8 protein-coding genes are annotated in these 14,045 nt (G+C 76.8%); 7 read left to right on the top strand and 1 reads right to left on the bottom strand.

From position 1 onward, the window contains the following. The first annotated feature begins 112 nt into the window (after positions 1 to 112). From recN to VSR01_RS06975, 4 genes are all read left to right on the top strand, one after another. On the top strand, positions 113 to 1,894 hold the full coding sequence (gene recN, locus VSR01_RS06990; protein ID WP_326448404.1) for a DNA repair protein RecN: 1,782 nt from the start codon (positions 113 to 115) through the stop codon (positions 1,892 to 1,894). Between the two features lie 223 nt (positions 1,895 to 2,117). Beyond that, positions 2,118 to 2,945 (top strand): hypothetical protein, encoded by an 828-nt coding sequence (locus VSR01_RS06985; protein WP_326448403.1) that lies wholly within the window; start codon positions 2,118 to 2,120, stop codon positions 2,943 to 2,945. 504 nt (positions 2,946 to 3,449) lie between these two features. Next, positions 3,450 to 4,529 (top strand): glycosyltransferase family 4 protein, encoded by a 1,080-nt coding sequence (locus VSR01_RS06980; protein ID WP_326453528.1) that lies wholly within the window; start codon positions 3,450 to 3,452, stop codon positions 4,527 to 4,529. 179 nt (positions 4,530 to 4,708) lie between these two features. Beyond that, positions 4,709 to 5,503, top strand: coding sequence for an SDR family oxidoreductase (locus VSR01_RS06975; protein ID WP_326448402.1), 795 nt, complete (start codon positions 4,709 to 4,711; stop codon positions 5,501 to 5,503). Positions 5,504 to 5,569: 66 nt separating this feature from the next. Here the strand turns inward: VSR01_RS06975 and VSR01_RS06970 are convergent, their stop codons facing one another. Continuing rightward, complete coding sequence (locus tag VSR01_RS06970; RefSeq protein ID WP_326453527.1) at positions 5,570 to 7,396, bottom strand: glycoside hydrolase family 15 protein; 1,827 nt, start codon at positions 7,394 to 7,396, stop codon at positions 5,570 to 5,572. A 572-nt stretch (positions 7,397 to 7,968) separates the two neighbouring features. Here VSR01_RS06970 and VSR01_RS06965 point away from each other — a divergent pair. The 3 genes from VSR01_RS06965 (at position 7,969) to VSR01_RS06955 (ending at position 13,984) form a co-directional block, all read left to right on the top strand. Beyond that, positions 7,969 to 9,738: a CTP synthase gene (locus VSR01_RS06965; RefSeq protein ID WP_326448401.1), complete on the top strand. Its 1,770-nt coding sequence runs from the start codon at positions 7,969 to 7,971 to the stop codon at positions 9,736 to 9,738. Between the two features lie 7 nt (positions 9,739 to 9,745). Continuing rightward, positions 9,746 to 10,387 carry an NUDIX hydrolase gene (locus tag VSR01_RS06960; RefSeq protein WP_326448400.1) on the top strand — a complete coding sequence of 214 codons (642 nt, stop codon included), beginning with the start codon at positions 9,746 to 9,748 and terminating at the stop codon, positions 10,385 to 10,387. A 1,386-nt stretch (positions 10,388 to 11,773) separates the two neighbouring features. Then, entirely contained in the window at positions 11,774 to 13,984 is a 2,211-nt protein-coding gene (locus VSR01_RS06955; protein WP_326448399.1) for a tetratricopeptide repeat protein, read from the top strand. Positions 13,985 to 14,045 lie beyond the last annotated feature (61 nt).

The following is a 14,045-nucleotide window of genomic DNA, read 5'->3' as shown; positions in this document are numbered from 1 at the left end:
TCGGGTCTGACGGGTCCGTCGGGAGGCCGTCGGCGGGGCCGGCCGGGCCGGCCGAGGACCCGCCGGGGGCCGCCGCGCGGGTGGGGCTGGGCGGGCGGACCGCAAACCTCGTATGGTCGTACCCGTGTTGGAGGAAATGCGGATCCGGTCGCTGGGAGTCATCGAGGACGCCGTGGTGGAGCTGTCGCCCGGCTTCACGGCGGTGACCGGCGAGACCGGCGCGGGCAAGACCATGGTCGTCACCAGCCTGGGCCTGCTGCTGGGCGGGCGGGCCGACCCGGCGCTGGTGCGGATCGGTGCGGACAAGGCGGTCGTCGAGGGCCGGATCTCGCTGCGGCCGGACGCGCGCGCCGCGGTGCGCGCCGAGGAGGCCGGCGCGGAGCTGGAGGACGGCGAGCTGCTGATCAGCCGTACGGTGTCGGCCGAGGGCCGGTCCCGGGCCCACGTCGGCGGGCGTTCCGTGCCGGTCGGGCTGCTCGGCGAGCTGGCCGACGACCTGGTGGCCGTGCACGGCCAGACCGACCAGCAGGGTCTGCTGCGCCCGGCCCGGCAGCGCGAGGCCCTCGACCGCTACGCCGGTGACGCGGTGGCCGCGCCGCTGGTGAAGTACGGCTCCGCCTACCGCCGGCTGCGGGAGGTCGCGGCCGAGCTGGAGGAGCTGACCACGCGGGCCCGCGAGCGCGCCCAGGAGGCGGACCTGCTGCGGTTCGGCCTGGAGGAGGTCTCCGCCGCGCAGCCGCAGCCCGGCGAGGACGCGGAACTGGCCGCGGAGGCCGAGCGGCTCGGCCACGCCGAGGCGCTCGCCTCGGCCGCCACGGTCGGCCACGCCGCGCTGGCCGGCAACCCCGAGGACCCCGAGGGCGTCGACGCCGGCACGCTGGTCGCCGCCGCGCAGCGCGCGCTCGACGCGGTCAGCGCGCACGACCCGGTGCTGGCCTCGCTCGCCGCGCGGCTCGGCGAGGTCGGCATCCTGCTCGGCGACATCGCCGGCGAACTCGCCGGGTACGCCGACAACCTCGACGCGGACCCGTTGCGGCTGGCCGCGGTCGAGGAGCGCCGCGCGGTGCTGGCGCACCTGGTCCGCAAGTACGGCGAGCCCGGCGCGGTGGGGCACGCCGAGGGCGGCGGCATCGACGCGGTGCTCGCCTGGGCCGAGACCTCCGCGTCGCGCCTGGCCGAGCTGGAGGGCGACGACGACCGGATCGGCGAGCTGACCGCGGAGCGCGACGCGCTGCGCGCCGAGCTAAGCGCCCTCGCCCAGACGCTGAGCGACGCCCGGGCCGAGGCCGCCGACCGCTTCGGCGCCGCGGTCACCGAGGAGCTGGCCGAGCTCGCCATGCCGCACGCCCGGGTCACCGTCGAGCTGCGGCAGACCGAGGCGCCGGACGCCGAGCACGGCGTCGACGTCGGCGGGCGGGCGGTGGTCTTCGGGCCGACCGGCGCGGACGAGGTCGAGCTGCTGCTCGCGCCGCACCCCGGCGCCGCGCCCCGGCCGATCGCCAAGGGCGCGTCCGGCGGCGAGCTGTCCCGGGTGATGCTGGCCGTCGAGGTGGTCTTCGCCGGCTCCGACCCGGTGCCCACCTACCTTTTCGACGAGGTCGACGCCGGGGTCGGCGGCAAGGCCGCGGTCGAGGTCGGCCGGCGCCTGGCCCGGCTGGCGCGCACCGCGCAGGTCGTCGTGGTCACCCACCTCCCGCAGGTGGCGGCGTTCGCCGACCGCCAACTGCTGGTCGAGAAGCGCAACGACGGCTCGGTCACCCGCAGCGGTGTCACCGTGCTGGAGGGCGAGGAGCGCGTCCGCGAGCTGTCGCGCATGCTCGCCGGCCTGGAGGACTCCGAACTGGGCCGCGCCCACGCCGAAGAACTCCTCGCCGCGGCCAAGGCCGCCCGCTGATCCCCGCATTCGGCGCCCGGCGCCGCGCCGGGCACGACGCCGGCGCGCGCACGCGCTCGGGCCCGCCGCCCGGACCCGGGGCCGGTCCCCGCGAGGGACGGCGGTGCTCGGGACGCGTGGCGCTCACGGTGCGCGGGCCGGGTGCGGGCGCCCGGGCGAGGCGGGCGGGCGTCGGCGTGAGCGGTCGGTACGGGTGGGAGCGGGTGGCGAGGGAGACGTGCGGATGAGTGTCAGGAACGCCGTGTCGGTCGGGGCGTCGGCCGCCGCGGCCACGCGGGCCGCGTACCGCCAGTTGCGGGCGCGGCCACCGGTGGAGGCGCGGATGTGGCAGCGCGCCAACTACGCCGGGCGGGGCGTGGAGCTGTACGGCGGGCTGGCCGCCGCGGCGGGGGCGGCGGCCGCGATGGCCACCGCGCGCGGGCTCACCGGGCGTACCCGGCTCGCGGCGGTCGGGGCCGCGCTGGCGGCGGGGGCCTGCGGCGCGTACGACGACCAGAAGGGCTCGCCGGACGAGCGCGGCTTCGCCGCGCACCTGGGCGCGCTGCGGCACGGCCGGATCACCTCGGGCGCGGTGAAGCTGCTCGGCATCGGCGCGGCGGGGCTGGCCGCGGGCGGCCTGCTCAAGGCCCGCCCGCTGGACCGGGCGCTGGCCGGCGTGGTCGTCGCGGGCGCCGCGCACGCGGTGAACCTCCTCGACGTCGCCCCGGGCCGCGCCGCCAAAGGCGTGCTGGCGGCCGGCCTGCCCGGGCTGCTGCGCCGCGGCCCCGGCGCGCTGCTGGCCGCCGCGCCGCTCGGCGCTGCCGCGGCCATCCTCGGGGACGACGTGGGCGAGCGCACCATGCTCGGCGACGCCGGCGCCCACGCGCTGGGCGCCGCGCTCGGCGCGGCCGTCGCCGCCGCCAACGGCCGGACCGGCCTGCTGCTGCACGCCACCGCGCTCGTCGTCGTGGCCACCGCGGGGGAGCGGTTCGTCACCGGACCGCGGCTGTGGACGGCGCCCGGGCTGCGCCGGCTCGACGCCTGGGGGCGGCGCAGCCACCCGTACGGGTGATCCGTGGCCGGAGCGAGCGGGCCGAAGTCCCCAGGGGGCTGCAAAGCCCTGGCCCGGGCCTGGCATCCTGGGACCGGCCGCACCCCGGGCCGGCCGCTGCCGCGGCCCGGCCCACTGCGCACGCCCGCCACCGGTCGGCACCGCACCTCCGCGGCGCCGCGCCCGGCACGGACCGCGGCCCGCCCGGCTCCCGCACGGTCCAGCACCGCCTCCGCCCGACCCCGCGGACCCGAGCACCGCACGACCCCGTACGACCCGAGCCCGACCCGAGCACCGTACGACCCGAGCCCGACCCGAGCACCGCACGACCCGAGCCCGACCCGAGCACCGCACGACCCCGTACCACCCGAGTCCGACCCGAGCACCGCACGACCCTGTACCACCCGAGCACCGCACAGCCCGCCGGCCCGCCCAGCGCCGTACCGGCCCGACCCAGGAGCAGCAGTCCGCGTGAGCAGCAGCACCCCGCACCCCGTCCAGGGGCCGCTGCACGTCGTGCACATCATGGGCACGACGGCCGCCGCCCATGCCGGCTCGCTCGTCCGCGGGCTGGCGGCGCGGGGCGTGGAGGTCACGGTGTGCGGGCCGGCCGCGATGGAGCGCGAGATCCGGTTCACCGACGCGGGCGCGCGCTTCCTGCCGGTCGAGATCGGCGGCGGCGGCGCCTCGGACGCCGCCGCGGTGACCGCGCTGCGCGCCGCCTGCGCCGGCGCCGGGGCGGTGCACGCGCACGGCCTGCGGCCCGCGGTGCTCGCCGCGCTGGCGCTGGGCGGCCGCCGCACCCCGCTCGTCGTCGGCTGGGTCGGCACCGAGTCCGGCGCGGCGCCCGGCCCCCGCGGGCTCGGGCTGCGCTGGATGGAACGGCGGGCGCTGCGCGCCGCGTCCGTCGTGCTCGGCGTGTCCTCCGAACTGGTGGACCGGGCACGGGCGTACGGGGCCCGCGACGTCCGGCTCGCACCGCCCGCGCTGCCGCGCCCGGCGCCCAGGCCGCCGCGCCCGCCCGCCGAAGGGGAGCGGCAGCGGCAGAAGACGCGGGCCGAATTCGGCGCGGTGGACCGCCCGTTGCTGCTCGCGGTGGGCCGGCTCGAACCGCACAAGGGCTACGACCTGCTGCTCGACGCCGCCGCGCGCTGGGCCGTGCACGACCCGGCCCCGCTGGTCGCCGTCGCCGGCGAGGGGTCGCGGCGGGCCGCGCTGGAACGCCGGATCGAGGCCGGACGGCTGCCGGTGCTGCTGCTCGGCCGCCGCGACGACGTGCCCGAACTGCTCACCGCGGCCGACCTCGTGCTGCTGCCCAGCCGCTGGGAGGCCCGCGCGCTGATCGCCCAGGAGGCGCTGCACGCGGGGGTGCCGCTGGTGGCCACCGACGTCGGCGGCATGCGCGAACTCGTCGGCGAGGCCGCGGTGCTGGTGCCCTCCGGCGACGCGGAGGCGTTCGCCGGCGCCGTCACCGCGCTGCTCGCCGACCCCGCGCGGCGCACCGCACTCGCCGTGGCCGGCCGCGCCCAGGCGGCGACCTGGCCCACCGAGGACGACGCGGTCGCCCAAGTCCTCAGCGTCTACGACGAGATCACCCGCCGCTGAGCCGAGCCCCGGCCCAGCGACCGCGCGCGTCACCAGACGTCGCCGCGGCGCCCTCCGCCGACGACGAGAGGGGCTCCGGCAGTACCCGGAACACCAGGATCTCCCTGCCGGCCGGAAGCCCGCCTAGCGTCTCGTGGCAGATGCTCGGTCAGGTCGGTCATGCAGAGGAGACGCACGAAGTGGTAGACAGCCGATTCACGACGCACGCGGAGCTTTTCGACCTGCGGGGAAAGCGCGCGCTCGTCACCGGTGGCACCCGGGGCATCGGGATGATGATCGCGCGCGGCCTCCTCCAGGCGGGCGCGCGCGTGGTCATCAGCTCGCGCGACGCGCGGGCCTGCGCTCGGGCGCAGGAAGAGCTGTCCGCGTTCGGCGAGGTGCGGGCCGTTCCCGCCGACCTGTCCCGCCACGACGAGTGCCGACGGCTGTCCGACCTGGTCACCGCCGGCTCCGAGCGGCTCGACATCCTCGTCAACAACGCGGGCGCCATGTGGGACGAGCCCCTGGAGACGTTCCCCGACGAAGCCTGGGACACGGTCGTCGACCTCAACCTGAAGTCCCCGTTCTGGCTGGTCCAGGAGCTGCTGCCGGCGCTCCGCGCGGCCGGCACCGCCGACGACCCCGCGCGGGTCGTCAACATCGGCAGCATCGCCGCCATCCACATTCCCCACCGGCCCAACTACTCCTACTCCAGCAGCAAGGCCGCGCTGCACCAGCTCACCAGAGTGCTCGCCCGAGAGCTGGGGCCGCAGCACATCACCGTGAACGCCGTGGCGCCGGGGCCGTTCCCGTCGGCGATGATGGCCGCGACCCTCGACGAACTCGGCGACGCGATCGCGGCCGCCGCCCCGCTGCGCCGGATCGGCCGCGACGACGACATGGCGGGTGTCGCGGTGTTCCTCGCCGGCCGGGCGGGCGCCTACCTGACCGGCGCCGTGATCCCGGTCGACGGCGGCATCGCCACCACCGCGTAGGCCGCCCGGACCCTGCCGCCGCGGTGCGCGGTGCCGCGCACCGCGGCACGGCAGCGCCGCGCGCCGCTACGCCCGGAACGCCCCCGCCGCCGTCAGCCGCAACGCGGTGTCGATCAGCGGCACATGGCTGAACGCCTGCGGGAAGTTGCCGACCTGGCGCTGCCGGCGCGGGTCCCACTCCTCGGCGAGCAGGCCGAGGTCGTTGCGCAGCGCCAGGAGCTTCTCGAACAGCCGCCGCGCCTCCTCGACCCGGCCGATCATCGCCAGGTCGTCGGCGAGCCAGAATGAGCAGGCCAGGAAGGCGCCTTCGTCGCCGGGCAGCCCGTCGAGGTTCTGGCCGCCGTCGGAGTCCGCGGGCGAGGTCGGGTAGCGCAGCACGAAGCCGTCCTCGGTGGACAGCTCGCGCTGGATCGCCTCGATCGTGCCGATCACCCGCTTGTCGTCCGGCGGCAGGAAGCCCATCTGGGGGATCAGCAGCAGCGAGGCGTCCAGCTCCCTGGAGCCGTAGGACTGCGTGAAGGTGTTGCGCTCCCGGTCGTAGCCCTTCTCGCACACGTCGTAGTGGATCTCGTCGCGCAGCTCGCGGAACCGTTCCAGCGGCCCGTCCACCTCGCCGGACTCGATCAGCTTCACCGTGCGGTCGACCGCGACCCACGCCATCACCTTGGAGTGCACGAAGTGGCGGCGCGGTCCGCGCACCTCCCAGATGCCCTCGTCCGGCTCGTTCCAGTGCTTCTCCAGGTAGCGGATCAGCTTCAGCTGGAGCACGCTCGCGTAGTCGTTGCGGGTCAGGCCGGTCATGTGGCCCAGGTGCAGCGCCTCGGTGACCTCGCCGTACACGTCCAGCTGGAGCTGGTGGGCGGCGCCGTTGCCGATCCGCACCGGCGCGGAGTTCTCGTAGCCGGGCAGCCAGTGCAGCTCGTTCTCGCCCAGCTCGCGCTCGCCCGCGATGCCGTACATGATCTGCAGGTTCTCCGGGTCGCCGGCCACCGCGCGCAGCAGCCACTCCCGCCAGGCCCGCGCCTCGTCGCGGTAGCCGGTGCGCAGCAGCGAGGACAGCGTGATCGCCGCGTCGCGCAGCCAGGTGAAGCGGTAGTCCCAGTTGCGCACCCCGCCGATGTCCTCGGGCAGCGAGGTGGTCGGCGCGGCGACGATCCCGCCGGTCGGGCCGTACGTCAGCGCCTTGAGCGTGATCAGCGAGCGGATCACCGCCTCACGGTAGGGCCCGCTGTAGGTGCACTGCTCGACCCACTCGCGCCAGAAGTCCTCGGTCGCGCTCAGCGAGCCCTCGGGGTCCGGCAGCGCCGGCTGCGGCTTGTGGGAGGGCTCCCAGCTGATGGTGAAACACAGCCGGTCGCCGGGCGAGACGGTGAAGTCGCTGTACGTCGTGAGGTCCTCGCCGTAGGTCTCGACATCGGTGTCCAGCCAGACCGAGTCGGGACCGGCCACCGCGACCGTACGGTCGCCGACCTGCTGCACCCACGGCACGATCTGCCCGTAGGAGAACCGCATCCGCAGCACCGAGCGCATCGGGACCCGGCCGCTGACGCCCTCCACGATGCGGATCAGCTGGGGCGCGCCGTCGCGCGGCGGCATGAAGTCGATCACCCGGACCGTGCCGCGCCAGGTGTCCCACTCCGACTCCAGGACCAGTGAGTCCCCGCGGTAGCGGCGGCGCGTCGCGGCCGGCGGCTCGCCGTCCTCGGGGTCGGCGGGCCCGATCCGCCAGAAGCCGTGCTCGTCGGTGCCGAGCAGTCCCGCGAAGACCGCGGGCGAGTCGAACCTCGGCAGGCACAGCCAGTCGACCGTGCCGTCGATGCAGACCAGTGCGGCGGTCTGCATGTCGCCGATGAGTGCGTAGTCCTCGATACGCCCTGCCACGTGCCACTCCAGTCGAACACGGCGCCGCCCAGCCGGACGGCCTTGTCTAGGGGATGAATGCGGGGTGGATCTGTTCTGGATCTGTTCTGGACCTGCGCCGAGCCGGTCGATCCGGAAGTGGGCGGGGATGGTGCCGTGCCGGTCGCTCGCGCAATGCGTTCGAGCAGAATACGTCCTCGGGACCCCAGGTGTGCGCCTCACGTGGATCTTCGCCGAGTCTCTCCGGACTTCAGTTCATATTCCCTGGTCACAGGCCTGAAGAGGGGATTTCCCGCGCTGTGGAACGCGGGATTCCGCCGCCGTGGGGCGGGAACCGCCCAGGTTTCCACGGGTCGGCGGGCCCGCCGTGCGGGCGGTGTCCCGGCGTGCCGCCCGGCCCCCGCGGCGCCTTCGCCGCAAGGTCCGCACATGTCACACACGAGCCTCTCACATCGCCGCGCGCGGGCGTCGGCACCGATACCGGGTGTCGGCGCTGATACCCTGGTAGCCCGTGGGCCGGTGGGCTGAACCACTGAACCGCCGCGACGGCGCTCCCGGTACGGAGGCCGTCCCGACCCTCACCTCGCGACCACGGGAGCCCCCTCTTGGCAATTGCGCCGAAATCCACGACGACCAAGCACATCTTCGTCACCGGCGGCGTGGCCTCCTCGCTCGGCAAGGGGCTGACCGCGTCCAGCCTCGGCGCGCTGCTGAAGGCGCGCGGCCTGCGGGTCACCATGCAGAAGCTCGACCCGTACCTCAACGTGGACCCGGGCACCATGAACCCGTTCCAGCACGGTGAGGTCTTCGTCACCGACGACGGCGCCGAGACCGACCTGGACATCGGCCACTACGAGCGCTTCCTCGACGTCAACCTGGCCGGCTCCGCCAACGTCACCACCGGGCAGATCTACTCCTCGGTGATCGCCAAGGAGCGGCGCGGCGAGTATCTGGGCGACACCGTGCAGGTCATCCCGCACATCACCAACGAGATCAAGTCCCGCATCCGGCGGATGGCCACGGACGACGTGGACGTGGTGATCACCGAGGTCGGCGGGACCGTCGGCGACATCGAGTCGCTGCCCTTCCTGGAGTCGGTCCGCCAGGTCCGGCACGAGGTCGGCCGGGACAACGTCTTCGTGGTGCACATCTCGCTGCTGCCGTACATCGGCCCCTCCGGCGAGCTGAAGACCAAGCCCACCCAGCACTCGGTGGCCGCGCTGCGCAACATCGGCATCCAGCCCGACGCGATCGTGCTGCGCGCCGACCGCGAGGTGCCCACCGCGATCAAGCGCAAGATCTCCCTGATGTGCGACGTGGACGAGGACGCGGTGGTCGCCGCGATCGACGCCCCGTCCATCTACGACATCCCCAAGGTGCTGCACACCGAGGGCCTGGACGCGTACGTCGTCCGGCGACTGGACCTGCCGTTCCGCGACGTGGACTGGACCCAGTGGGACGACCTGCTCAAGCGGGTCCACGAGCCGGCCCACGAGGTCACCGTCGCGCTGGTCGGCAAGTACATCGACCTGCCCGACGCGTATCTGTCGGTCACCGAGGCGCTGCGGGCCGGCGGCTTCGCCAACAACGCCCGGGTGACGATCAAATGGGTCACCTCCGACGACTGCAAGACCCCGGCGGGGGCCGCGGCGCAGCTGTCCGGCGTCGACGCGATCTGCGTGCCCGGCGGCTTCGGCGACCGCGGCGTGGAGGGCAAGGTCGCCGCCATCACCTACGCCCGCGAGCACCGCGTCCCGCTGCTGGGCCTGTGCCTGGGCCTGCAGTGCATCGTCATCGAGGCGGCCCGCAACCTGGCCGGCATCCCGGACGCCAACTCCACCGAGTTCGACCCCGCCACCGCCCACCCGGTGATCTCCACGATGGCCGAGCAACTGGACATCGTCGGCGGCAAGGGCGACCTCGGCGGCACCATGCGGCTGGGCATCTACCCGGCCAAGCTCGCCGAGGGCTCCCTCGTCCGCGAGGTCTACGGCGACGAGCCCTACGTCGAGGAGCGGCACCGGCACCGCTACGAGGTCAACAACGCCTACCGCGCCGAGCTGGAGAAGAAGGCCGGCCTGGTCTTCTCCGGCACCTCCCCGGACAACAAGCTGGTGGAGTACGTGGAGTACCCGCGCGAGATCCACCCCTATCTGGTCGCCACCCAGGCGCACCCCGAACTGAAGTCTAGGCCGACCCGGCCGCACCCGCTGTTCGCCGGTCTGGTCAAGGCGGCGGTGGCGGGCCTGGCGGCCAAGGCCGAGGAGGGCGCGGCCCAGGGACCGGGGTCCGGTTCCTCCGGCTCCGGGTCCGGCTCCCCCGGCTCCGCTTCCGCGGCATCGACGGCCCCGGTCGCGGCCGGGCAGGAAGGCTGAACCGAGCATGCTGACCGACACCCCGCAGGAGTGGCGGGTCAAGGCCACCTCCACGCCCTTCACCGGCAAGAAGACCGGTGTCCGCACCGACGAGGTGGTCATGCCGGACGGCAGCACCGCCGTCCGCGACTACCAGGTGCACCCCGGCTCGGTCGCGGTGCTCGCGCTCGACGACGCCGGGCAGGTGCTGGTCATCAACCAGTACCGGCACCCGGTGCGGCACAAGCTGTGGGAGATCCCGGCCGGTCTGCTCGACGTCCCCGGCGAGAACCCGCTGCACGCCGCCCGGCGCGAGCTGTACGAGGAGGCCCACGTCGAGGCCGCGGACTGGCGGGTGCTGGTCGACATCTTCCCCTCGCCCGGCGGCTCGGACGAGGCGGTGCGGATCTTCCTGGCCCGCGGCGTCACCGAGGCGCGCGGCGAGCGGTTCGAGGTCTCCGAGGAGGAGGCCGACATGGAGATCGCCCGGGTGCCGCTGGCCGAACTGGTCCAGGCGGCGCTGGCGGGCGAGCTGCACAACACGTGCATGGTCACCTCCGTGCTGGCCCTGTCCGCGGCGCTCGCCGCGGACAAGGGCGACGGGGCGAGCGGCGTCGACGCACTGCGCCCGGCGGACGCGCCCTGGCCGGCCCGGCCGTTCACGCCCTGACGCCGCGGGTGGGCCCGGGCGGCCCGGGCGGTGGGAGAGGGCCGGAGGGCCGGAACGGTCTGAGCGGACGGGTTTGCCGCGGCGAGAGGCGGGAGGGGCGCGTCCGGCCGCGATGGTCGGCCCGCGGGGGAGTGCGCCGGTTGCGGCGGTCGCTTCGGTCGGGCGTGAGGGCTGCGCAGGCGGCTGCGCGGAGCCGGCTGCGCGGGCTGGTGTGAGGATGTGCCCGTGCGGGGGCGGCCGTACCAGTCGCCGCAGCGAGCGGCTTCGTGGCTTGGTGCGGGGCTCGTCGCGCCGGTCGGCCGCGCTGGTCGCCGAGGGGCCGGCTGTGCCGGCCGGCCGCGGGGCCGGCGGTGGTGGCGCTGGTGCGATGATCCGATGGGGTGATCGTGGTGCTGCCCGGCCGCGTCGGACCGGGGGGCCGCGCCCCCCGCGTGAACTAGGCTCGGCGCACGCCCCCTGCGGGCGCCCGCCGTCACTCATCCGGGAGCGTGCCCCGTGACCGACCAGGCGCTCAACCCGCCTCCGGCGCGGCCCCCTGCCCCGAGCACCACCCCCGAGCAGCCGCCCGCCGCCCGCCCCGACCCGCCGGCACCCGCCGCACCCTCGCGTCCCGCCGCACCTCGGCGACACGCCGGCCCTGCGTCGCCCGCGACCTCTGCGGAGTCCGCCGCCCGCCCCGACCCGCCGGCACCCGCCGCACCCTCGCGTCCCGCCGCACCTCGGCGACACGCCGGCCCTGCGTCGCCCGCGACCTCTGCGGAGTCCGCCGCCCGCCCCGACCCGCCGGCACCCGCCGCACCCTCGCGTCCCGCCGCACCTCGGCGACACGCCGGCCCTGCGTCGCTCGCGACCTCTGCGGAGTCCGCCGGCCGCCCTGAACCGCCGGCGCCTCCCGTGCCTTCGCGTCCCGCCGCGCCTCGGCGGCACGCGGGCCCTGCGCCGTCGGCGACTTCCGCCGAGTCCGCCGGTCGCGTCGACGCCGCTCCTGTGGGGCCCGGCTCCCGGCCTTCGGCCGGACCGCCCCCGGCTCGGGAGGCGGCGCGACCGCCCGCGCCGCCGGTCGGGCCGGCGCGGGCCGAGCGGGGTCCGGCGGGTGCGGCGGCTTCCGCGCCGGCCGGCCCGCGGCCCGGGGCTGACGTGCCGGCCGCTCCGGCGGCCCGGCGGCCCGCGCGGACGGAGCCGCCCGCGCCGCACGTGGCGCCTTCGCGCGGAACACCGCCGTCGCCCGGGTCCCCGCGCCCCGATACTCAGCCGGGGCAGCCGGGGCAGCCGGGGCAGCCGGGGCAGCCGGGGCAGCCGGGGCAGCCGGGGCAGCCGGGGCAGCCGGGGCAGCCGGGCCGGTTCGGGGCGGCCGGGGGAGCGGGCGTCGCGGCGGAGGCCGTCGCCGTGCTGCCCGCACCGGACGCCGGGTTCGTGGGGCGGGAGCGGGAACTCGCGGAACTGCGCGCCGAGATCGCCCGGCCGGGCCTGGCCGTCGCCGGCGGCCGGAAGGCCGACCGCGGCCGGGTGCTGCTGGTGGTGGGCCGGCCCGGGATCGGCCGGACCTCCGTCGCGCTGGAACTGGCCCGGCAGGTCCGCGGCGACTACCCGGACGGCGCCTTCTTCCTGCGCCTGACCGCCGACGGCGGCCGGCCGGCGCCGCCCGAGCAGTCCGCCCGCACCCTGCTGCGCGCCCTCGGCGTACGGCAGCTGTCCGAGGCGGACCCGGTCGAGGCGCTGCGCGCGGCCGTCCACGGCAAGCGGCTGCTGCTGGTCCTGGACGACTCCCTCCCCGGCGACGGCCTCGCGGACCTGCTGCCGCGCTCGCCCGGAAGCCTGGTCGTGGCCACCTCCGACGGCCCGCTGCCCGGGGTGCCCGACGTGCGGCCCTGCACGCTGGGCGGCCTGGACACCCCCGCCGCCCTGCGGCTGCTCGCGCAGACCCTCGGCGACATCCGCCTCACCAACGACCCGCGCGGCGCCGAGACCCTCGTCGAGGCGGCCGGCGGCCACCCCACCGCGCTGCGCATGCTCGCCGCCTGGCTCGCCGTCCAGCCGCGCATGTCCCTGTCCGAGGCCGCCGCCCGGCTGCGCGCCGCCTCCGCCGCGCCCTTCGCACCGAGCGCCCCCGAACCCGCCGGACCGCCTGGCCCCTCCGCCCCCGCCGGCCGCACCACAGGCGTGGCCGCCCGCGAGGCCCGGGACCGTACGGGCGCCCCACGCGCGGCGTCCGCGCAAGCCGACCACGGCGCCCAGGCGCCCGCGCCCCGTAAGTCCGCTCCGTCCGCGCGGCCCGGCGCCCCGTCGTCCGCCGCCGACGGGCCCTCGGCCGGCGTCCCGGCCCCTGCCGGCGCGGCCACGGGCGGCGGCGAGCCGTCCGCGTCCCCGCCGCCGGAACTGGTCCGCGCCTTCCGGCTGGTGTACGCGTCGCTGCCGACGACCGCCGCGCGGATGCTGCGCCTCTCGGTGCTCGCGCCGGCCGGGCGGCTGGACGCGCAGGTCGCCTCCGCGCTGGCCGGCTGCTCGGTGGCCGCCGCCCGCGGCACGCTGGACGACTTCGTCGCCGGGGCGCTGCTGCACGGCGGCCCCGAGGAGCGCAGGCCCTACCGGGTGCCGGGCTGCCTGGAGCCGATGCTGCGCGCGCTGACCCGCGCCACCGACCGCCCGGAGGACCTGCGGCTGGCACGCGCCCGGATGCTGGAGCGGACCGTGCGGCTGCTGCACGCCTGCCGCGCCGCGCTGGCGGGGGAGGCCCCGGACGACGGCTTGCCCCGCTCGCTGCGGTTCACCGGCCGCGCCGAGGCCGCGCGCTGGCTGGAGACGAGGCGGCCCGCGCTGCTGGCCGCCGCCCGCGCCGCCGTGGCCGACGGCGAACTCGACACGCTGGCCCGCCGGCTGGTCGCCGCGCTGGTCCGCGCGCTGACCGCGGCCCCAGGCGGCGGCGCGCCCGCGGCCGAGCGGTACGAGCTGCACAGCCTGGTCCTCGACGTCGCCGAGCGCCGCGGCCTGCACCGCGAGAAGGCCGCGGCGCTGATCAACCTCGCCGACCTCGACGTCGAGACCGGCCGCGGCGACCGCGCCCTGGTCACGTACCGGCAGGCGCTGGACGCGGCGCGGGCCGGCGACGACACCGAGGCCGAGGGCCGCGTCCTGGAGGCGCTCGGCGGCGGGTACCTGGAGCGCGGCGACCTGCCGCGGGCCTGCGACTGGTTCGGCCGCGCGCTGGCGCTGCGCCAGGGCCGCGGCGAGCTGGCCCACCAGGCCAGGCTGCACGCCAGGATCGGCGCGGTCCTCACCTACCTCGGCAGGTACGGCCCCGCGCTGCGCGAGTGGCGGTCCGCGGCCGGCGCGCACCGGCGGCTGGGCGACCTGCCGTCCCAGGCCCGCGCGCTCGCCGAGGCCGCCCGCGTCCAGGAGTACGCCGGCCACCCCGAGGACGCGCTGCGCACCTGCCGCGACGCGCTCTACTGGGCCCGCCAGGCCGGCGAGCGCCGGCTGGAGGCCGCGGTGCTGCTGCGGCTGGCCGACACCCTGGACCGGCTCGGCGACCACAGCGGCGCGGCGCTGCAGCGCACGGCGGCCGACCGGCTCCTGCGCCGCGGCGGCCCCCCGGCCTGAGCGCCGGCCCTCCCGACGGCCCCGGCGCGCTACCTCTGACGTGCCCTCTCGGCGATCCAGC

Source organism: Actinacidiphila sp. DG2A-62, from assembly GCF_035825295.1.
In the GTDB taxonomy this organism is placed as follows: domain Bacteria; phylum Actinomycetota; class Actinomycetes; order Streptomycetales; family Streptomycetaceae; genus Actinacidiphila.
This window is presented reverse-complemented; position numbering and strand designations above follow the sequence as displayed.

Excerpts from the sequence above, each read along its gene's own strand:
- VSR01_RS06985 (WP_326448403.1), top strand. The coding sequence starts at position 2,118 with ATGAGTGTCAGGAACGCCGTGTCGGTCGGGGCGTCGGCCGCCGCGGCC.
- VSR01_RS06980 (WP_326453528.1), top strand. The coding sequence starts at position 3,450 with ATGGGCACGACGGCCGCCGCCCATGCCGGCTCGCTCGTCCGCGGGCTG.
- recN (WP_326448404.1), top strand. The coding sequence starts at position 113 with ATGGTCGTACCCGTGTTGGAGGAAATGCGGATCCGGTCGCTGGGAGTC.
- VSR01_RS06960 (WP_326448400.1), top strand. The coding sequence starts at position 9,746 with ATGCTGACCGACACCCCGCAGGAGTGGCGGGTCAAGGCCACCTCCACG.